The organism is Flavobacterium sp. GSB-24 (assembly GCF_027924665.1).
GTDB lineage: Bacteria > Bacteroidota > Bacteroidia > Flavobacteriales > Flavobacteriaceae > Flavobacterium.
In genome coordinates this window covers 4,326,450-4,347,022 of sequence record NZ_AP027043.1, presented here as the reverse complement: position 1 = coordinate 4,347,022, position 20,573 = coordinate 4,326,450, and the positions used below count along the sequence as shown (strand labels likewise).

Here is a 20,573-nt window from a genome sequence, read left to right as displayed (position 1 = left end):
ACGGCTCGCAATAGAGAATAGGCGAAGCAATTCAAGAATTTTTTGAGATGTAGTTCGTACGACATGTTTTATCAGAAAAAAAATATAATGGAAATTGCTCTGTTTATGAGAAGTCACAGAGTGACGAATTATTTATAGAAAAATGTTTGTTATACAAAAAGCTCCAGCGGAGCGACATATAAATTTAAGTACTAATAATATGTCGCTCCGCTGGAGCTTTTTTCTTGAGGTATTACCTATATTTCTATAAATATTTAGCTTCTCCGAAGCTTTTAGAAAATCTCAAAAACTTAGAAGCTCAGAAACTCAAAAACTCAGAAGCTCAGGGCCTTAGTATCTCAGAACCTTAGTATCTCAGCACCTTTAAATAGTTTTAATCTCCATAATTTTTTGTTCAAAAGTATCTTTAAAATCAGATTTACTTTTAATTCTGGTTTTGTAGGTGTAAATTGTAGCCACAGAAAGTTCTAAGAATTCTGCCATTTGACTACTGTCTTGAATTCCTAATCGGTACAAAGCAAAAATTCGTAATTCGGTATTCAAAAGTTCGCCTTTTTTTACAATGCATTTATGATCGTTTGGGAACAGTTTATTGAATTCGGTCACAAAAGTGGGAAACAATCTCAAGAAGATCTCATCAAATTGATGAAATAGATTTTCTCTTTCTTCCTTTACGTTATAGCGCTTTAAACTGGCAATAACTTCATCTGTTTTTTTGGTGATAATTTTATGAAGCGTGCTTTTCTGAATATGATCTATTTTATTGATGAAAGCCGAAGTTGCTTTGATGAAATACGTAATATATTCTTCTTTTATAGCATTTGCCTCGCTTAAACTCACATTCATTTCTTGTAATTGCAGATAAGAAGAAGCCATAATTTTTCTAGCCTTATTTTTTTCTTTCAACTGCTTGAAAATAATCCCTAAAAACAGAAAAATAATAACCGTAAGAATGGTCAATAGGATAATGATTTTTTCCAGTTTATCATTTTTGTCTTTTACATTATTCAATTGTGCCTTTTCTATAATCGGCAGAATAGATGAGATTTCAATTTTTCGATGTCTGGCGTTATAAAAAGTGGCATCATCCATCGCTATATTGATGTATTCATTGGCTTTATCCAAATATCCCATTTTAAAAAGTTCGTTGGCCAGGTTTCGAAGTGCAACCGTTTCTTTTGTTGCATTTTTAACATCGGCAACCGCGGCAAGTGCTAGGTATTGAATAGCCTTTTTGGTATATCCTCTTTCCGAATAAATATATCCCAGACTCGAAGTTGCAATTCCGTAATAATCGGGAGGCAGGTTATAATTATTAATCCAATAGCTAAAGGCGAATTCTGCTCCGCGCCAATCTTGCTGCTTTAGACGTTTCAGGCTTTCTGCTGCCCAATATTCATTAGTATTTGTACCAATTAAAGCCAATGCCTTTTTTAAGAAATGATTTCCCTGCTGCACATAATGAATATTAAAGCGCTGATCACGGTTGTAGTCGGCTAAATCATAATAGGCTCGGGCTTTAATGTTATAATATTCAAATTTATTTTTAAGATCAAGTTTAGTATCATCAATAACATTCAGAGTATCAATTGCTTCTTTAAAAAGTCCAGAAGACAGTAAAACAAAACCTTCTTTAATTCGGCTTTTAGACAAAAACTTAGGATCTTTTAAAATTTTAGCTTTGATTTTAGATTGCTCCAGATAATAATAAGCAGAGTCGTATTTAAAAGATTTGTATTCTTCAAATAATGACATATAACAATTGTACAGCTCTTCATTGTTTTGATTAAGCGTAAACTTTGAAACGTTTTTCTTTAAAGCTTCAATTTTTCGATATTTCTGTTTCAGGTAAACATCTTTTTTCAAGAGAACCTGATCTAATTCTTCTAAGTAAGGATTTGTCTCTTTTGCAGTCAGAGAAAAACTTCCAATGAAGAAAAGCAGTATCAATATTCTTCGCATGATTTGGTTTTGGTTAGGGTAAAAAGTAGTTGTTAGATATTTTAATTAATTCGTTTTAAAATTAAAAAATAAGTTTGGGATTAGACGAAAACTAATTTTTAGAATCTTGTAAATTGTTTAATAACATCGCTTTAGAAGGTGGTTTTTGGAATAAAAATAAGCTGTAAATGTTAAAAAAGAATAAATTATTTGCAATTATACAATAAAAACTAGTTATATATATGCATAGTGAAAAAAATATAGTGATTATTTTAGATATTGTCATTTTTACCATTAAAAAACCACCGATTTTGATCTAAACAACTTCTTGATTTTTTAAATGTAAAAATAAATATAAATAATTGATATTTAATTAGTTGTGTTTTAAAATGCTCAGATTTTATCTTGATTTTTCTCAGATATTTTTTTTAAGATTTATTTAACTTCTAGTTTCGCTGTATCCTTTTGAAGGGGGTAACAAACTAACAAAAACCAAAATTTATGAAATGTAAAAGTCTTTATTGGTTAGCTTTTATAATGTGTTTTTTTGCGCTTAGCTGCGACAACACAGAAGATGGAAGCTACGTAGATCCGATTACCATTTATGAGAAAGTAAATGGGAATTGGCAATTGGCAAATCTGAAAATGGTTGATGAAGTTGCGAAAGCAAATAAGATCGAACCAAATGAAGAAAACTTGAGTACCTATTTCAACTACGAAGATTTTAAAATCAACTTCAGCGTAGACGAAAAAAACCAGCCAACAACTTATGAAGTAACTGGAAATGTCCCTCCATTATTTGCTCCAAAGGGTTACTGGGCGCTAAGCTCAGCTTTTCAGCCGACTAATTCTGGTGCAACAAGAATCTACTTGTATAGTGATGCACAAAAAACTCAAAAAACAGATGAACTTCGATTGATTTCTGTTCCAGGAAAAAATGACGAAATGCAGATTCAGTTAACGCATTCTTCAGACGGAGTAGATTTTGTGTCTTATGTATTTAAATTAAATGCTATTAATTAAAAAGTAATATGAAAAAGTTTATATATACAATTTTACTTGCCTTGTTGATGGCTCCTAATTTTATTCAGGCACAAGAGGCTGCTGGAGCTGTAGGGCCAATGTCATCTTATCCTGTTGTATACAAATATGATGAACAAGTGACCTGGTATTTTGATTTATCAGGAACAACATTTGCAGAAAACGAAAATTTATACATCTGGATTTGGTCGCCATCTGAACCAGATGCTGGAAATTGGGAGAACTCTTCTGAATTTGCCAAACTTAAATATGAAGGAAACAAAGTTTGGAGTTTTACTTTAACTCCAACAGTTTATTTTTCTAAAACTCCTGCAGAAATTGCAGCAAGTGCGGGCTTTTGGTTTCGTTTAAAAAACAAAAACGGATCTAAACAAAGTGAGGTTGCCAATATGCCGTATACAGATTTTACGTCATTTTATACTGCAAATGAGGTAATCAGATCATACCCAACAAAACCTTTAATTGATAAACCAGTTAGTATTTTATTCAATTCTAATTTGAAAGATGGTTTTGCAGGTGTTGAAAGCGTTCATTTTCATAGTGGTTTAAACAACTGGGCAGTTTTGCAGGAGTATCAAGCATGGCTTCCAGATGTGTCTGAAAAAACAAAATTGAAAGATCTTGGAAATGGTTTTTACAGGATGGATTTGATTCCGCAGCAATATTACAATACAGAGCCAGGTTTTGTTATGGAAAATATTACTTTCCTAATGGTAGCAAAAGACTGGACAACAAATTCTGGCGACCAAATTATTTATGCTGGAGAATTTATTCCGCCGCCGCCGCCGAGTTTCAACTTTTTCCCATTACAGATAAGTCAAAAAGATTTTCTTGGAATGTCTAGAAAAAATAACGAACCAGGTGTAAACAAATTACTTTACACTATTACAGCTGGCACAAAAACATTCTCTGGTGAGTTTTCTGGAGGAACTGCAGAAATTAAAGGTTTTGTGAATCTTGTTTCTGAACTAAACGGTATTTCAAATTTAAATGAAATTCATGTTTTAGTAAAAGACAACAAGGATAAAACGATTTCGGACACGACAATTCCGCTAAAAACTTTAGATAAATAATTCACTATTAAATTAAAACACCAATTCTAATGAATAGTAAAAATAAAAAAAGCGTCCTGCATCAAATGTGGACTGCTAAATCGGCGGTATTGATGATTTTTATGCTTTTTCTTTCTGCCGGCATATTTGCGCAGGGGAAAAAACAGATATCAGGAACCGTTTACGACAATACTGGCAATGTATTGCCGGGAGCTTCTATCATTGAAGTAGGAACAAAAAACGGAACTACAACAGATTTTGACGGTAAATTTAGTCTTCAGGTAGCCGTAGGAGGTGCAATCGAAGTTTCTTTTATTGGTTCAACAACTCAAAGAGTTCAGGTTACAGGAACTACTTCTAATCTTGAAGTGCGTCTGCAAAATGATGGTTATACTTTGGCAGAAGTACAAGTAGTTTCTGTAGGTTATGGAAAAGTAAAAAAATCAGATTTAACGGGAGCTATTTCAACTGTTGGAGCCGATGATTTAGTAAAAGGAACAATTTCATCAACAGAACAAGTTTTACAAGGAAAAGTAGCAGGATTAAATATTATTCGTCCTTCCGGCGATCCATCCGCGGGTTCTACAATACGATTACGTGGAGGAACTTCTTTAACAGCAAGCAACAGTCCGTTAATTGTGGTTGATGGTATTGCAGGGGTAGACATAAATGTGGTGCAGCCGGCAGATATTAAATCGGTTGATGTTCTTAAAGATGCTTCTGCAACTGCAATTTATGGTTCTAGAGGAGCAAACGGGGTAATCATGATTACGACTAAATCTGGAACTAAAGGAGTGTCTGTAACGTACAGCGGATTATCAAGTTTTGGTTACGCTGCCAATAATTTAGATCTTTTATCAGCCAATCAATGGAGAGGTTATGTTCGTGAAAATGGATTGGCAGATGCTGTAGATTATGGCGGAAACACAAACTGGCAGAAAGCAATTGAACAGACTGCAGTTTCGCAGTCACATACTTTAAGTATTAATTCTGGTAAAGCAGACAGCGGTTTCAGAACTTCACTTTCTTATCTAAACAATGAAGGTCTTATAAAAAGATCTGGTTTAGAAAGAATCAGCGGAAACGTTACAGCTTATCAATTTCTTGGAGACAACAAAGATGTAAAGTTTGATATGGGATTATTTGCAAATATCGACAAATGGCACCCTATAGACTATAGAATTTTTGAAAGAGCTTACAACTTAAATCCAACAATTCCAGTTTACAATTCTGATGGTGAATTTTCTGAAGTAACTGGAAATATTTATCAAAATCCAGTTGAGATTTTAACCAACAGAACCATTGATAATGAGAGACACAGATTATTAGGTTATTTTAAAACAGATGTCAAATTCTTAAACGATTTTACCGCTACAGCTAATATTTCATTAGAACATAATGCCGTAAAAGGAGGTTCGTACAAACCATCGTATGCCGTTATGGAAGGGCAGACAGAAGGGGGTTTTGCACAGAGAAGTTATGGCGAATTTACAAATGCACAAGGAGAACTTTACGTAAACTACAATAAAACTTTCGACAAACATAACGTAAGTGCTTTGGCTGGATATTCTTACCTGCAAAATATTTACGAAGGTTTTGGAGCACAAAGAGGCGGTTTTGTAACAGATGCTTTCAGCTATAACAATTTAGGGGCTGGTTACAATTATCGTCTGGGTGATGTTTATTCATATAAAGGAAAATCAAATTTAGTTTCGTTTTATGCTCGCGCCAACTATGGTTACGACGGTAAATATTTATTGACAGCAACTGTAAGACGCGACGGATCAAGCCGTTTTGGAGAAAACAATAAATGGGGAACTTTCCCATCTGCATCTGCAGCCTGGAGAATTTCTAACGAAGCATTCATGGAATCTTCAAAAGGATGGTTAGACAATTTAAAAGTTAGAGTTGGTTATGGGGTTACAGGAAATCAAGATGGAATTGGCGAATACAAATCGCTTTCTATTTTAGGAGTTGGAAACGACAGTTACTACGATCCAGTTACTAAAACTTGGAGTTTGGCTTATTCACCAAAACAAAATCCGAATCCTGATTTGAAGTGGGAATCGACAGAGCAGATAAACGTTGGTTTTGATTTTGGTCTTTTCAATAGAATTACAGGATCATTCGAATGGTATTCTAAAACAACAAAAGATTTATTATATACTTACGAAGTGCCTCAGCCTCCTTACTTAGTAGGAACTATGCTGGCTAATGTTGGTGAAATGTCGAATAAAGGAGTTGAACTTACTTTGAATGCAGATATTGTAAAAGGAGATAAATTCAATTGGAATGCGAATTTGACACTGGGTCACAACGTTCAAAAAATCGAAAAACTTTCAAACCCAACGTACAAAACAGATGTTATTTACAGCGGATCTCTGCATGGTTTAGCAGGTATGTCTGGACAATATTCTCAAATTATTGCCGAAGGATACCCAGTTGGAACTTTCTGGGGATTTAAAAATGCTGGTTTAGATGCTGATGGAAAAATTCAATATTATAACGCTGCGAATGAAGTAGTGGCAGAGAGCGCATTGGTTGATGCAGATAAAAGAGACTTAGGAAACATCCAGCCAGATTTAACTTTAGGTATAGGAATGAATTTTACTTATGAAAATTTTGATCTTGGAATTTCAGGCTACGGAATGTTTGGTCAAAAAGCATTAAATGCGACCAACATGATGTTAAACGATCCAAACAGGTTACCAGCTTTTAATGTGCCTGATGATTTCTTAAACAGCGGTATTACATCGGCACCAAAGTATTCTGATTATTGGATTGAAGATGCATCATTCTTTAGACTTCAAACCTTATCACTTGGTTACACACTGCCATTAAAATACAAAAAATCTAAAGTTAGATTCTATGTAATGGGAGAAAACCTATTTGTAATTACGGGCTACAAAGGTGTAGATCCAGAGATTGGTCTAAATGCTCAAGACGGTATAAATCAAACTGGAGTAATGGATCAAACGGGATTAGCAGCTCCTGGAATTGACAGGTACAACAATTATCCTCGACCAACTACGATTTCTGTTGGACTAAATTTTACGCTGAATAACTAAGCGAATTGATAACCATAAAATATTAAAAATGAAAATCAAAATAACAGCAGCGATACTTTTAAGCATGCTTTTTACGGTATCATGTACTGATCTAAACGAACAGTTGTATGATCAAGTAGAAGATGGAAATTTTGGAAACACACCTAAAGAAATAGATGCGTTGGTTGGTGGAGCTTATTCTTCTTTAAGAGGATTCTCTGATGCAGTATCGAATAATTTCCCTACTTGCGAATATGTTTTCTTTTTGAATGAAGTAGTTTCAGACGAAGCTACAATTCCAACAAGAGGAACAAACTGGTACGATGGCGGACAATATCAAGATGCTCAAAAACATACTTGGAAAGCTGATAATAGAATGATTCTTTCGGCTTGGCGTTACAATTATACTGGAATTGCTAAGATCAACGCGATCATTTATCAAATCAATAAATCGTCATTGACAGAGAAAGCAAAAGCCCCAATTTTTGCAGAATTAAAAGCGCTTAGAGCTTATTACTACTACAATCTTTTGGATTTATTTGGAAACGTGCCAATCGTAACTAATTTTGAAGACACAGATCTTCCAACCAATTCAACTAGAAAAGAAGTCTACGATTTTGTTGAAAAAGAGCTTACAGATGCAATTCCGTATTTAAATGGAAATGTAGTGTATTCTAAATTGACTAAAAATGTAGCCTATTCAATTTTGGCAAGATTATATCTGAATTCTGAAGCATTTATTGGCGTGGCGCGCTGGCAGGATTGTTTAGATGCATGCCAGAAAGTAACGGGTTACAGTTTAACACCAGATTTCTTTGCCAACTTTGCAACAGAAAATCAAACTTCAAGCGAAATCATTTTTGCAATTCCTTACGATTCAAAAGCAGGAACGGTTGGAAATTACATGAACTCAATGTCTGCTCATTATAATCAAAAATTAGCAATTTCACCAATAGGAAATTACCCTTGGAGCGCTAACGGAATGTGCGCTCAGCCTGGAGTATATTCAACTTTTGCAGATACAGACAAAAGAAAAAAATGTATGCTGGCAGGAGATCAAATTAATCTTGCCACGGGTTCTGTAATTATGATGGACAATGGAGAACCGTTGACTTATACAGAAAACTTGACAAGTTTAACAGATGCCAAAGAAAATGAAGGAGTTCGTTTAGCTAAATACGAAATGAAAGCAGGAGAACAATGGGAGCGTGATCATGATTTCGTTTTAATTCGTTATGCAGAAATCTTAATGATGCAGGCAGAATGTTACGTGCGTTTGGGCTCGCCAGATTTAGCAAGACCATTTCTACAACAAGTAACCGCACGTGCTGGAGAAGAAATGCCGGCAACTATTGATCTTGCTTTTATAGACAAAGAATTGTTGAAAGAATTTACATTTGAAGGAAGAAGAAGAACAGATAATATTCGTTTTGGAACATTTTTTCTTCCATGGTGGGAAAAAGGAACTACTGAAAAATACAGAGCAATTTTTCCAATTCCGAGTACAGTTTTAACTACAAATAAAAACCTGAAACAAAATCCTGGGTATCCTTTGAATTAGGTTTCTAAACTGTCAGTCTTCCATGTTGGTTAGTCGTGGAAGGCTGACATGTTTTTACGAATGAATATATGAAGGGCTTTATTTTAGCCACAGATTAAAAGATTCTCACAGATTATAATTAAACAAATACAAAACAAAAAATCCTTTTTAATCTTTTAATCTGTGGCAAAAAATATAAATAATAAATAATACATCAGTATGAAAAGATATATCACATCGCTGGTTTTCGGTTTAATGAACATTTTGATGGTTGCTGGCTGCAGCAGTGATGACAAAGGTCCAGAAAAACCCGTAGAACCAGAAGTAGTAAAACCTGTTGCGATAGAGAAAACCAACAGCACCAAAATTTATGTTCACTACATGCCGTGGTTTGAAACCAACGAAAGCAGTGCCGATAAAAAATGGGGATATCATTGGACAATGGCCAACAAAAATCCGAATAATGTTGCGGCTAGCGGCCGTAGAGAAATAGCATCTTATTATTATCCGCTGATTGGACCTTATCACTCAGGCGATAAAAATGTGATTGAAAATCATTTATTGATGATGAAATACTCTGGAATCGATGGAGTTCTAATAGATTGGTATGGAACTTTTGATGTATATGACTATAGAATGGTCAAAGAAAATACCGAACAGCTGATTGATATGCTGGAAAAAGTAGGATTAGAATATGCCATTGTGTATGAAGATCGAGTAACCAAAAGTGCAGTAGATGCCGGAAAAGCCATTTCGGTAACCAGTGCTGCAAAAACAGATTTAGCTTATGTACAAAATAATTATTTTACTGATGCTAATTATATCAAAATTAATGGCAAACCTCTATTAATGAATTTTGGGCCAATCATTTTGCAGACTCCTGCAGAATGGACAAATGTATTTGGTACTTTAACCACAAAGCCAACATTTTTGACACTTTGGGATCAATCTTACGAAGCTGGCGAAAATGCCTCTGGCGAGTATGCGTGGGTATACAAAGACAACAGTTATCTGACTAATTTTTATACCAATACCAAACCAAAATTAGGTGTTGCTATGGGAAGCGCTTATCCAGGATTTAAAGATTTTTATGCAGAAGGCGGAGGCGGAGCAGCAATTGGATGGACAATCGAGCACAATAATGGAGCGACCTTAGACGCAACACTTGCTTTGGCTAAAAATGCTAATGTAAATTACCTACAGCTTATTACTTGGAATGATTTCGGAGAAGGAACAATGATAGAACCCACTGTCGAATTCGGTTATTCTTTTATTGAAAAAATAAAAACTTTTTCGGGAGTAAAAGATACAGAAAATATTTTCCCGGAAATCAGCAAATTGTATGATTTACGCGTACAGAAAAAAGGAAATGTCGAAGCCCAGAAAAAACTCGATCAAGCGTTTAATTATTTTGTTTCCATGCAGTCAGCAAAAGCAAAACAAATAATGAGCGAAATTAAATAGAGCTGTAATTAATACAATTTAAATAATGAAAAACATAAAATATAGATACTGCCTAATGGCGCTGGCATCAATGCTGATTTTTGCCTGCAGTACTAAAAAAACGTATAAAATCAGTTCTCCTGAAAAAATCTCTGAATTAACTTTTGAATTAACTCCTTCAGGACAGCCTCAATATAGTTTTTCTTCTAACGGAAAATCGGTTATTGAACCTTCTCTGCTTGGTTTCGAATTTCAAGGACTTCCCAAAATGACGGAAGGTTTTGAAGTCGTTTCAACAGAAGAAAAATCGGCCGATGAAACTTGGGAACAGCCTTGGGGAGAATTCAAAAAAGTAAGAGATCATCATAACGAATTAATTGTTCACTTAAAAGAATCAAAAGGCGAGGAGCGTTTGGTTGATATTATTTTTAGGGTTTTTGATGATGGAGTAGGATTTCGATATGAATTCCCGAAACAGCCTCACTTAGGAAAAGTCAAAATTTCTAATGAAATAACACAGTTTACCTTTAAAGACAATAATGAAGTTTGGTGGATTCCAGTTCATCGCGAAAATAGTTATTACGAAAGCGAATACCGTAAAACTTTAATGAGTAAAACAGATACCATTAATACGCCGGCAACTTTTGAAACCAAAGACAAATTGTATGTAGCGATTCACGAAGCCAATCTAACAGATTTTGCCTCAATGACACTTCTAAAAACTACAGACAAGCAATACAAAAGTGATTTGGTGCCTTGGGCAGATGGTGTAAAAGTATATGCAGAAACGCCTTTTAAAACACCTTGGAGAACCATTGTTGTAGGTAAAAATCCTGGAGAAGTGGCAACTTCGACCATGATGCTGAATCTAAATGAACCTTCAAAAATTGAAGATCTATCTTGGATCACACCTTCAAAATATATTGGAATCTGGTGGGGAATGCATTTAGAAAAGTACACTTGGGGACAGGGACCAAAACACGGTGCAACAACTAAGAATACAAAAGAATATATTGATTTTGCTGCAAAAAATGGTTTCGACGGCGTTCTAGTCGAAGGCTGGAATGAAGGCTGGGACGGCGACTGGACAGCAGACGGTTCTGCATTTAGTTTTGTAAAAGCCTATCCAGATTTTAATTTGGAAGAAATTACAAAATATGCTGCTATGAAAAATGTTCGTTTAATCGGACATCATGAAACTGCAGGAGCAACCAAAAACTACGAAAGCCAGCTTGAAGATGCATTCAAATTGTATCAAAAAATGGGTGTGAATTCGGTTAAAACGGGTTATGTAAACAAATTCCTGGATAAAAAAGAATGGCATGACAGCCAATACGGAGCGCGTCATTACAGAAAAGTAATTGAAACAGCGGCAAAATATCATATCATGATCGATAACCACGAACCAATGAAAGGAACGGGTTTACAGCGTACTTACCCGAACTTTATGTCGCAGGAAGGCGGAAGAGGGCAGGAATACAATGCATGGTCTGTAGATGGAGGAAATACGCCAGAGCATTTAACTACGCTTCCTTTTACGAGAATGCTTTCTGGACCTTTTGATTACACGCCGGGGAATTTCAATTTTGATTATAAAACGCCTTCTGGAGCAAAAGTGCAGACTACTTTAGCCAACCAATTGGCATTATATGTTATTATTTTTAGTCCGCTGCAAATGGCATCTGATTTACCCGAAAATTATGAAGGCAAACCAGAATTTCAATTCGTAAAAGACGTTCCTTGTACTTGGTCTGACACTAAAGTTTTAGATTCTAAAATTGGTGAATACACTACAATCGCCCGTAAAGACTGGGAGGAGAAAAACTGGTATTTAGGGTCAATTACAAACAGAAATGCAAGAGATTTAAAAGTAGCACTTTCATTTTTAGATAAAGACAAAGAATACGAAGCAGAAATCTATGCAGACGGACCTGGAGCAAATTATAAAAACAATCCGTATCCTGTTACAATCTCTAAACAAATAGTAAATAATAAAACTGTATTAAATATTAAGTTGGCCGCTGGAGGAGGAACAGCAGTAAAATTCACTCCACTAGAGAAATAAATTAGTTGAGTTTTATTTTGAGTTAATTAAGTTAAGTTTAGTAATGCAAACCCGATAGCTGGAGAGTTATCGGGTTTGTTTTTTTTTGTTTCAAGTTTCAAGTTTCAGGTTTCAGGTTTTCTTTGCTTTGAGTATAATTTTACCGCAAAGCACGCTAAGTTTTTTAACAAACCAGGTTTTGAAAAAAAAGGCAAAAGTTCGCAAAGCTTTGAGAAAAAAACTTTGCAAACTTTGCGTAAATCTTAGCGTCTTTGCGTTAAAAAAACTTAGAAACTTAGCCTCTCAGAACCTTAGCACCTTAAAATTAATGTTTATAAAGCTTAACATGATTTCCAAAGCTATAAGTAGCTGTTATAGTTGGACCGTTATATCCCCATTTAAAAAATCCATTTAATCTTTCTTTTTCAACATCAACTCTGATATTAAGACCAGTATATCCAGCTGTTAAACTAAAATTTTGATAAACATTGTACAACACAGATAAATTGTAACTTAACAATCGTCCGTCAAAATCATTAATTTTAATAGCAAAATAATTGATATTAGCATAAAGACCAACTTTTCTACCTAATACAAATTCGCCCCAAAATCCAATGTCTGGCAGCGGTGCAGTAAAATCAAAATTATCTTTATATTCTGTTTCGATTGTTGCACCTTCTAATCGCATACCCACGTCTCCAAATAAAACGTGTGCTCCAATAAGCGCTCCAATTTCGTATTTTGGTTTAGATATAAAAGCATATCCGTAAGTAATTCTGCCAATATGGTTGTCCATAAAAGCAGAAACTGTTGCATTGACAGGATAAACATGGTCACCAAATTCAATTTCCTTCTGAAGTGTTTTAGTGGCACTTCTGCTCAAATAGTAATATTCGGCTCCAAGTCTTGATCTTCTTGAGATTCTCCATTCAAAAGTTCCCATAAAAGAGACAGAACTTTTATTAAAGCCGAGATCTTTTTCAAAATCAATTAAATTGCCAAAACTTCCATTATTACTTCCTACTTCAACTTCGGTATTATTTACAGGAAAAAAAGCACCCGCGGTTACCTTGAATCTTCTCGCATGCCACGGCAGATCATCTGAATAACTGTCCTGAAAATCTTCATTTTCAGTTTTAAAAGTTGTTAAACTTTCACTAGAATTATTTTCTGCGATAGTTTGAGCTTTTAGCGGAATCCATAAGAGCGTCATTACCAAAAAAACAAATATTTTTTTCATCAGATTTAGTTTTTAGATTTTGATTAGGTAATATTTAACATTAAAGTTAGTAAAAATTATCGTTCATTTTTATTTTTTATATTGAATTGTTAAATTGAAGTATTTGGTTATCAGTAAAATATGGGTCTTATTTAAAATTAGTTGACATGTCATCTTTTTTTATAACTTTGCATCATGGAAAAAGCAAATACAGATAAGGAAAGTTTTTCAAATTTTTGGAAAGAGGAAATATCCGATAGTTTCTTCTTTCAGATTCACCGTATTAAACGTGCAATTTTTAGACGCACCAATGCGTTAATGACAGAAGCAGGAATTACATTGCAGTTAGAACAATTGCCATTGCTGATGATTTTGAATTATAAAAGCCTTTCGCAAAGAGAATTATCAGACAAAACAATGCGCGATAAATCTTCGATTTTAAGAAGTATTACAGCGCTTGAAAAGAAGAATTTAGTTGAGGTTGTAAAAGATAAAACAGATAAAAGAAAGAATATTGTAAGTCTTACCTCTGATGGAGTTGCTATGGCAAAAAATATTCGATCGCTAATGAAAAGGGCAGAAGAAGAAGTAATGTCTGTATTTTCTCCAAAGGAAAGAATAGAAGCTTTAAATGCGGTAAAATCTTATGCAGATAAATTAGAAATGCTTTAATTTTTTTTTAAACTTTAAAAGTTGATATGTCAACTTATTTTTTAAATAATTATTTGAAATAAAAAATGAAAAAAAACGAATTATTAGAAGGACCAATTCTTTCTTCATTATTAAAGCTGGCAGTTCCAATCATGATTGCCAATCTCTTACAAGCTGCTTACCAATTGGTTGATGCTTTTTGGGTAGGTCGCCTCGGCGGAGATGCTGTTGCGGCAGTTTCAATAAGTACGCCCGTAATATTCTTAACCATTGCTTTAGGAACTGGACTTGCGATTGCAGGATCTATTTTAATTGCGCAATATTTTGGTGCGGGAAATCAAACAATGGTCAATCATGTGGCGGCACAGACATTGTCAATGGTAATTATAGTTTCTATAGTTTTATCTATTATTGGATATATTTTGAGTCCATATTTTTTATATCTTTTAAAAGTAACGCCTGAGGTTTATGCAGATGCTTTAGGATTTATGAGAGTCGCCTTTGTAGGTTTAGTTTTTAGTTTCGGATTTATGATTTTCCAATCTATTATGCGCGGGGTTGGTCGTGTAACACTTCCTGTTTATATTGTTTTAGGAACAGTAATTTTGAACTTTGCGCTGGATCCTTTGTTTATTTTCGGATGGAATTTTATTCCAGCAATGGGCGTAAAAGGTGCTGCATTGGCAACTTTGTCTACACAGCTTTTGGCTATTATCATTGGATTTGTGATTTTATTTAGAGGGAAACACGGAATTCATCTTCGCATTCAAGATTTTAAACCTGACTATAATCACATTAAAAGAGCTTTTGAAATCGGATTTCCATCTTCTATAGAGCAATCTATGCGTGCTCTGGGTATGATGGCTATTACGTTTCTAATTGTACGTTTTGGTACAACAACGGTTGCTTCTTATGGAGCAGGTTCCAATTTAATTCAGCTGATTTTAATTCCAGCTTTAGGTTTATCGATGGCGATTGCTACTCTTGTTGGGCAAAATATTGGTGCAGGAAATATTGACCGTGCTGCTCAAATTTCAAAACTAGGTGCTTATCTCGGTTTTGGATTGTTAACAGGATTGGGAATAATAGCGTTTATTCTTGCGCCATATTTAATTGCGTTTTTTGTTCCAAAAGATCAAGCGGTTATAGAAGGTGGAACAGAATTTCTTAGAATTACCTGCCTTTCCTGGGGATTTTTAGGTTTACAACTTTGCTTAACGGGCGTGTTCCGTGCCGTTGGAAATACAAAATTGCCAATGATTTTAACTTTGGTTTCGCAATGGGTAATCCAATTTCCGCTGGCTTTTATTTTATCTCATAATACACCACTAGGAAAAATCGGAATTTGGTGGGCTTTCCCGATTTCTTCGGTAGTGACAGCATTAATTACCTTAGTTCTCTACGTAAAAGGCGACTGGAAAAAAGAGAGATTAACTGGTAAAACCAATAAATTAATCGGTAAAGTAGAAAGCGAAATTGTGAAAGAGGGGTTTGATATTTCGAAATAAAAGGGTCTAAGATTCTGAGATACTAAGGTTCTGAGATTAATAAAAAGACGCACAGTTGTGCGTCTTTTTAATTTTATGCTAAATGCAAAAGAAAAATTTAATTATCTTAGAACCTTAGTATCTCAGAACCTTAGCACCTTTTAAAAATGACCAAAAATCTAAAACGTTATTTCGTAAAATCTGTAATTGTATTAGCCATAATTCATTTAGCTTATTTTTTATACGGTTATTTTACTTTTAAAGGAATTTCAAAAATTAATATTTATACAGAATTCTACCGTTTTAAGTTTTACGATGATGTTTCGATATCGCATTTTTTTGTGAGCGGTTTGTTTTTACTTTTCTTTCTCATTTTCTTAGTTCGAAATCATTCTAGAGAAAATTATAAAGTAGGAAGTTTGCTTAAAATAACTTCCTGTTTATTGCTGATTTCGTTTTTAACTTTTTCATTTTTCATTAGTTACAGCTTCGGAATGAATGCGAAACTGAAAACAGAATTATCTGAAAATGATTTTAATAAAGACAAAAAACTACTTAATGTTCTAAATCCGTTTTTATATGGTTATACATCTTACAGTTCGGAGAAACTTTTTAATTATGAGAACATCTTATATCCAAAGCCGTATCCTGTAATTAAGCAGGAAGATACCATTTCTGCAGGCGAATATCCAATAATTGAAACCAATTATTATAGTATTGATACCATAAAAGCCCTCACAAGTACTTTTGACAAAACTAAAAATAAAGCTGACAGTATTCTGGATATTATTGGTTTAGATAAAGAAGAATTGTATAAAAGAATTATCTCTAAAAAAGTTATAAAAGATAGTACACAGATTATTTTTAAAGGACTTCCTGTGCATCCCGAACATGATGAAGATATCTGCATATTTTTGCAAAACAACTCATTATTTAATGCTGTACATGGTGATTCGATCGACAAACAAAAGTATCAATCTGCAGTAGATCGTTATAAAATATTGTATAAATCTAAGAAAGATTCTTTAACGTATGAATTTCAAAAATTAGACACAATTCTTAGAAAATACAATATAGAAACCAATTTGATTCCGAAACAATTAACCCAAGATGTTTATCATTATAGAGATAATCATGGGGAACCATTAAATGGAATTCGAAATAATTTTGAAAGAAAAGCTCTAGCAGAAAAGTTTAGCACTTTAGATAAACTTTTTTACGAACCAAATTACCTGCATCCGAATATTATCGGAATATATTTCATTGTAATTGTATCGGTTTGGATAATATTATCACTATTTTATTTAGCTTTTAATAAAAAAAAGGAATAGTTCAATATCAAAATCAATATCAAAAATCAATGTCAATTTAAAATTGAAATAATTCTTTTGATTCTCATTGATCCTTGATATTGAAATTGATTTTTGTAATTGTTATTCTTTGCTAAACCCTGTGATAATCTGCTTTCCAGTGCACGATTGCTTTTTTGATTGCGTCTCCGCTTAAATTGTTCTTTAAAACATCTTCTACAAGCGGAATCAATTCGCTGTCGGGAGCAAAGCGCAATGCAAATATTTGATCGTCTGTAAGTTTGTACTCAAATTCTTCGAATCTTTTGCCTGTTAAAGAGAAATAGCGGTAACGCATTTCTAAACGCACGATTCTGTTTTGTAATGTAAGTGCATAATGCTGGCGCAGCATAAATGCTAAAGCGAACAAAAAGACAAAAATAACGCTTATGAATCCCCAGATAAGATAATCTTCTGTCGTTGCAGCAAAATAAATGCTTGCAATTAAAAATAGAACTAGAATTGGATAATATACAAAATGGTGTGGGGTATAAAACCGTATATGATTGTAATAGGTTTGAATTTTCATGTTTTTCTTTTTTAAAGGTACTCTAAAAAAACAAAGCTGCTCTATAAAATTATAGAGCAGCTTTTTCCCAAAAATAAACTAACATAACCAATGTTCTCTTTATAATCTAAACTTTTTTAAAGTTTGTTAAGTAATTTTAGTAAGAAGAAAGCCTTTCCATTTCGTTCATCACATTTTCAACAGGGCTTATTTTTCTTTGTTTTCTACGATGTAAAATTAGATTTAGAGTGGCTATAATTTGTTATATTTTAAAAGGAAAAAGTTACATGATTCCAATATTTGCATTTTAATTGTATAAAATTATAGCTCCTATAATAAGGTTTGAATAATACTCCATTCCTTTAATTTGTCTTGAGAAGTCTTACTGGCGTTGGCGGGACTGGTAGAAGGAAGCGTAAATTTTTTATATTCTTTTTTTAAGTGAACATATTTCTTAAAAAAAGCAGCGGCTTTCTGTCCGTTAAAAAGAATGTATTCTATTTGAGGATGTTTTTCTAGAAAATCTTCAAAATCATTTGCAATTTCATTTTTAATTGCGCTGTCGAGACTTCCAACACGCTCGCAAAATTGTAAGACATCCCAAAGAGCAATATGGTTTTTAATCAATAAATTTTTTCTAGTTTCATAATCCGGCGAAAATTCTTCTCCTAATATTTCAAAGAGAAATTTCCAAAAGTTATTCTGCTTATGACCATAATATTGATTGAGTTCTAAAGATTTTGTTCCGGGCATTGTGCCTAAAATCAGGATTTTAGAATCTGTAGAACTAATGGGAGCAAAAGAGAAACTTTTCATATTTAAGGGTTGAATTTGTATCTGTTAAAATAATCATTTATAAGGAATTATAAAACAAAACGATAAAATTATATAACACGTTTCGCTTGTGTTTACACGAACTTTGACTTCAGATTTTTAGCAAAGATCTATTTAGCAAATTATAGAATTTAAATCCAGTCACCATGAAAATTGTTACTATAAATACAGAAAAAACACAAAATATATTTGATGAACTTCATACTAATTTTGGCGGAAAAGTGACTTTTGACTTAGACGAATATACACTTGAAGTAGAAAATAGTTTTGCAGAAGGTTCAATTATAGGAGCTTCTTTTAATGATAATATTTCGTATGTTCAGTTTGATATGACATTTTCAAGCGATGTCAGACTAGATATTCTAAATGTAAAATCATCACCAATTTATTTTGCATACTGTTCTAAAGGAAGTTTGTCGCATAGTTTTGGATTGAATGGAGAAGAGCGAAAACTAAAAACTTTTCAAACAGCTATTGTAACTTCAAAACAAAATCAGGATAATGTTTTATTTTTTGAAAAAGGGAAAAAAACTAAACTGACTTTAATTATTGTGGGAACTCAAGTTGATGCTAAAACTCAATTACATTCTTTAAACCAAAGAGTAAAAGATACCTTTTTTGAAAATAATTTAGTTCAGGATTTCTTTTATATAGGTTCTTATAATTTACAAATTGCAGAAAAAATCGAACAGCTTAATTCTATTACACAAACGGGAATTGTTCGTAATTTATTGAAAGAAGGTATTATGAGAATTATCCTTGCAATGGAAATTCAACAACATTCAGACGACTTGCACGCTTTCGCAAATGAGTCAAACGGATTGACTTTAAGAGAAATGGAAGAAATTAAAGAACTTTCAGAGTTTATTAAAGCAAGTCCAGAAGAAGCTTTTTCTATTAAATCTTTAAGCAAAAGATCAGGTTTATCTCCAAATAAACTTCAAGAGGGCTTTAAAATGATACACAATCGTACTGTTAATGATTATATCACACATATGCGAGTATTAAAAGCCGAGATATTGATACGAACTTCAGATCTAAATATTTCAGAAATAGTGTATTGCATTGGTTTTACAAGCAGAAGTTATTTTTCAAAAATCTTTAAACAAAAATTCAACTGCAGCCCAAAAGAATATAAATTCAATTTGAATTCGTTGGCTATAACGGCGTAACCGCCGAAGTTGCTAAGGTTCTGAGATGCTAAGATACTAAGCTTTTAGATAAACATATAACTTCAGAACTTAGTATTAAGAAAATAAAGTCGCTAGCTCTAAAGCACAATATATAAACGCTAAGGTTCTAAGATTCTAAGTTTTCCGATAAAAAAACTTAGAATCTTAGAACCTTAGTTTCTTAGTATCTAAAAAAATCATACATTTGCATAACTAGTTATATAATTAATTATTGTTATGGAATTTTTTAATAAAGTTGGTAAAGTGGCTTTGGGAAGTCGTTTACGTTTAATGACGGCAAGTTTTACAGATGATGCTGCTAAAATTTACGAATTATACGGAATAGATTTTAATCCGAAATGGTTTCCTGTGTTTTATACGATTGCAGAAGATAGAGAAAGGACAATTACAGAGATAGCCAATGAAATTGGACATTCTCAGCCTTCCGTAAGCAAAATTATTCAGGAAATGATTGGTGCCGGAATACTTGAAGAAGGGGCGAAGACCGATGATAAACGCAAGAACAATGTTGTTTTAACCAAGAAAGGTAATTTGATTTCGAACAAAATTAAAAATCAATTATTAGATATCGATGTGGCTGTTGAAGGCTTGATTTCTGAAGCAAAACATAATCTTTGGGCAGCAATTGAAGAATGGGAATTCTTGTTGCAGCAAAAATCATTATTTAAAAGAGTAAGCGACCAGAAAAAAATTCGAGAAAGTAAAGATGTTGAAATTGTAGAATATAAATCAGAATATAAAGAAGCATTTAAATCTTTAAATGAAGAATGGATTTCGACTTATTTTGAAATGGAAGAAGCTGATTATAAAGCCTTGGATAATCCAGAAGATTATATTTTGAATAAAGGCGGAAAAATTTTAGTGGCTTTGTATAAAAATGAACCTGTTGGAGTCTGCGCACTTATAAAAACGAAAAATCCTGAATATGATTTCGAAATGGCTAAAATGGCCGTTTCGCCAAAAGCACAAGGTAAAAATATTGGCTGGTTGTTAGGAAAAGCAATAGTAGATACTGCAAAGGAACTTGGTGCAAAAAAGATATATTTAGAAAGTAACACGATCTTAAAACCTGCTATAAACTTGTATTACAAGTTGAGTTTTGAAAAAGTTTTCGGACTCTCAACCCCCTATAAAAGATGCAATATCCAAATGGAGTTGATTTTATAAAGGTGCTAAGGTTCTGAGATACTAAGACTCTAAGAAAAAACTTAGTATCTCAGAATC

General features: G+C 33.4%; 15 protein-coding genes. 11 read left to right on the top strand and 4 right to left on the bottom strand.

Features of this window, described 5'->3' with window-relative positions; all coding sequences use genetic code 11:
* Nucleotides 1–363 precede the first annotated feature (363 nt).
* The gene (locus QMG60_RS18480) at nt 364–1,962 is read right to left on the bottom strand and encodes a DUF6377 domain-containing protein (RefSeq protein ID WP_281865979.1); all 1,599 of its coding nucleotides are present in this window, start codon (nt 1,960–1,962) and stop codon (nt 364–366) included.
* 480 nt (nt 1,963–2,442) lie between these two features.
* Between QMG60_RS18480 and QMG60_RS18475 the strand changes: the two genes are divergently transcribed.
* From QMG60_RS18475 to QMG60_RS18450, 6 genes are all read left to right on the top strand, one after another.
* The gene (locus tag QMG60_RS18475) at nt 2,443–2,964 is read left to right on the top strand and encodes a DUF5004 domain-containing protein (protein WP_057116251.1); all 522 of its coding nucleotides are present in this window, start codon (nt 2,443–2,445) and stop codon (nt 2,962–2,964) included.
* Between the two features lie 8 nt (nt 2,965–2,972).
* Nucleotides 2,973–4,055 (top strand): hypothetical protein, encoded by a 1,083-nt coding sequence (locus QMG60_RS18470; RefSeq protein WP_134141857.1) that lies wholly within the window; start codon nt 2,973–2,975, stop codon nt 4,053–4,055.
* A 29-nt stretch (nt 4,056–4,084) separates the two neighbouring features.
* Nucleotides 4,085–7,102: a TonB-dependent receptor gene (locus tag QMG60_RS18465; RefSeq protein ID WP_281865978.1), complete on the top strand. Its 3,018-nt coding sequence runs from the start codon at nt 4,085–4,087 to the stop codon at nt 7,100–7,102.
* A 28-nt stretch (nt 7,103–7,130) separates the two neighbouring features.
* Nucleotides 7,131–8,642 (top strand): RagB/SusD family nutrient uptake outer membrane protein, encoded by a 1,512-nt coding sequence (locus QMG60_RS18460; RefSeq protein WP_281865977.1) that lies wholly within the window; start codon nt 7,131–7,133, stop codon nt 8,640–8,642.
* A gap of 198 nt (nt 8,643–8,840) precedes the next feature.
* The gene (locus tag QMG60_RS18455; RefSeq protein WP_281865976.1) at nt 8,841–10,085 is read left to right on the top strand and encodes a glycoside hydrolase family 71/99-like protein; all 1,245 of its coding nucleotides are present in this window, start codon (nt 8,841–8,843) and stop codon (nt 10,083–10,085) included.
* Nucleotides 10,086–10,110: 25 nt separating this feature from the next.
* Nucleotides 10,111–12,129 (top strand): glycoside hydrolase family 97 protein, encoded by a 2,019-nt coding sequence (locus QMG60_RS18450; protein WP_281865975.1) that lies wholly within the window; start codon nt 10,111–10,113, stop codon nt 12,127–12,129.
* Nucleotides 12,130–12,433: 304 nt separating this feature from the next.
* Here the strand turns inward: QMG60_RS18450 and QMG60_RS18445 are convergent, their stop codons facing one another.
* Complete coding sequence (locus QMG60_RS18445; protein WP_281865974.1) at nt 12,434–13,348, bottom strand: hypothetical protein; 915 nt, start codon at nt 13,346–13,348, stop codon at nt 12,434–12,436.
* Nucleotides 13,349–13,522: 174 nt separating this feature from the next.
* Between QMG60_RS18445 and QMG60_RS18440 the strand changes: the two genes are divergently transcribed.
* The 3 genes from QMG60_RS18440 to QMG60_RS18430 all read left to right on the top strand — a co-directional run bounded on the left by QMG60_RS18440 (nt 13,523) and on the right by QMG60_RS18430 (nt 16,796).
* On the top strand, nt 13,523–13,999 hold the full coding sequence (locus tag QMG60_RS18440) for a MarR family winged helix-turn-helix transcriptional regulator (protein ID WP_134141864.1): 477 nt from the start codon (nt 13,523–13,525) through the stop codon (nt 13,997–13,999).
* Nucleotides 14,000–14,064: 65 nt separating this feature from the next.
* A complete protein-coding gene (locus tag QMG60_RS18435; protein ID WP_281865973.1) occupies nt 14,065–15,486 on the top strand; it encodes an MATE family efflux transporter in 1,422 nt (473 codons plus the stop codon).
* A gap of 146 nt (nt 15,487–15,632) precedes the next feature.
* Nucleotides 15,633–16,796 carry a hypothetical protein gene (locus QMG60_RS18430; RefSeq protein WP_281865972.1) on the top strand — a complete coding sequence of 388 codons (1,164 nt, stop codon included), beginning with the start codon at nt 15,633–15,635 and terminating at the stop codon, nt 16,794–16,796.
* A 112-nt stretch (nt 16,797–16,908) separates the two neighbouring features.
* On the opposite strand, the gene QMG60_RS18425 is transcribed toward QMG60_RS18430, so the two are convergent.
* Together QMG60_RS18425 and QMG60_RS18420 are read right to left on the bottom strand one after the other, a co-directional pair.
* The gene (locus QMG60_RS18425; protein ID WP_281865971.1) at nt 16,909–17,343 is read right to left on the bottom strand and encodes a DUF6526 family protein; all 435 of its coding nucleotides are present in this window, start codon (nt 17,341–17,343) and stop codon (nt 16,909–16,911) included.
* A 309-nt stretch (nt 17,344–17,652) separates the two neighbouring features.
* Complete coding sequence (locus QMG60_RS18420) at nt 17,653–18,138, bottom strand: DNA-deoxyinosine glycosylase (RefSeq protein ID WP_281865970.1); 486 nt, start codon at nt 18,136–18,138, stop codon at nt 17,653–17,655.
* A 164-nt stretch (nt 18,139–18,302) separates the two neighbouring features.
* Here QMG60_RS18420 and QMG60_RS18415 point away from each other — a divergent pair, with 164 nt between their 5' ends.
* Both QMG60_RS18415 and QMG60_RS18410 read left to right on the top strand, forming a co-directional pair.
* On the top strand, nt 18,303–19,328 hold the full coding sequence (locus QMG60_RS18415) for an AraC family transcriptional regulator (protein WP_057116240.1): 1,026 nt from the start codon (nt 18,303–18,305) through the stop codon (nt 19,326–19,328).
* A 237-nt stretch (nt 19,329–19,565) separates the two neighbouring features.
* Entirely contained in the window at nt 19,566–20,516 is a 951-nt protein-coding gene (locus QMG60_RS18410; protein WP_281865969.1) for a bifunctional helix-turn-helix transcriptional regulator/GNAT family N-acetyltransferase, read from the top strand.
* Nucleotides 20,517–20,573: the final 57 nt, after the last annotated feature.

What these genes read in the sequence shown, in the direction of transcription:
- QMG60_RS18480 (WP_281865979.1), bottom strand. Translation starts at nt 1,962, where the DNA reads ATGCGAAGAATATTGATACTGCTTTTCTTCATTGGAAGTTTTTCTCTG.
- QMG60_RS18475 (WP_057116251.1), top strand. Translation starts at nt 2,443, where the DNA reads ATGAAATGTAAAAGTCTTTATTGGTTAGCTTTTATAATGTGTTTTTTT.
- QMG60_RS18470 (WP_134141857.1), top strand. Translation starts at nt 2,973, where the DNA reads ATGAAAAAGTTTATATATACAATTTTACTTGCCTTGTTGATGGCTCCT.
- QMG60_RS18465 (WP_281865978.1), top strand. Translation starts at nt 4,085, where the DNA reads ATGAATAGTAAAAATAAAAAAAGCGTCCTGCATCAAATGTGGACTGCT.
- QMG60_RS18460 (WP_281865977.1), top strand. Translation starts at nt 7,131, where the DNA reads ATGAAAATCAAAATAACAGCAGCGATACTTTTAAGCATGCTTTTTACG.
- QMG60_RS18455 (WP_281865976.1), top strand. Translation starts at nt 8,841, where the DNA reads ATGAAAAGATATATCACATCGCTGGTTTTCGGTTTAATGAACATTTTG.
- QMG60_RS18450 (WP_281865975.1), top strand. Translation starts at nt 10,111, where the DNA reads ATGAAAAACATAAAATATAGATACTGCCTAATGGCGCTGGCATCAATG.
- QMG60_RS18445 (WP_281865974.1), bottom strand. Translation starts at nt 13,348, where the DNA reads ATGAAAAAAATATTTGTTTTTTTGGTAATGACGCTCTTATGGATTCCG.
- QMG60_RS18440 (WP_134141864.1), top strand. Translation starts at nt 13,523, where the DNA reads ATGGAAAAAGCAAATACAGATAAGGAAAGTTTTTCAAATTTTTGGAAA.
- QMG60_RS18435 (WP_281865973.1), top strand. Translation starts at nt 14,065, where the DNA reads ATGAAAAAAAACGAATTATTAGAAGGACCAATTCTTTCTTCATTATTA.
- QMG60_RS18430 (WP_281865972.1), top strand. Translation starts at nt 15,633, where the DNA reads ATGACCAAAAATCTAAAACGTTATTTCGTAAAATCTGTAATTGTATTA.
- QMG60_RS18425 (WP_281865971.1), bottom strand. Translation starts at nt 17,343, where the DNA reads ATGAAAATTCAAACCTATTACAATCATATACGGTTTTATACCCCACAC.
- QMG60_RS18420 (WP_281865970.1), bottom strand. Translation starts at nt 18,138, where the DNA reads ATGAAAAGTTTCTCTTTTGCTCCCATTAGTTCTACAGATTCTAAAATC.
- QMG60_RS18415 (WP_057116240.1), top strand. Translation starts at nt 18,303, where the DNA reads ATGAAAATTGTTACTATAAATACAGAAAAAACACAAAATATATTTGAT.
- QMG60_RS18410 (WP_281865969.1), top strand. Translation starts at nt 19,566, where the DNA reads ATGGAATTTTTTAATAAAGTTGGTAAAGTGGCTTTGGGAAGTCGTTTA.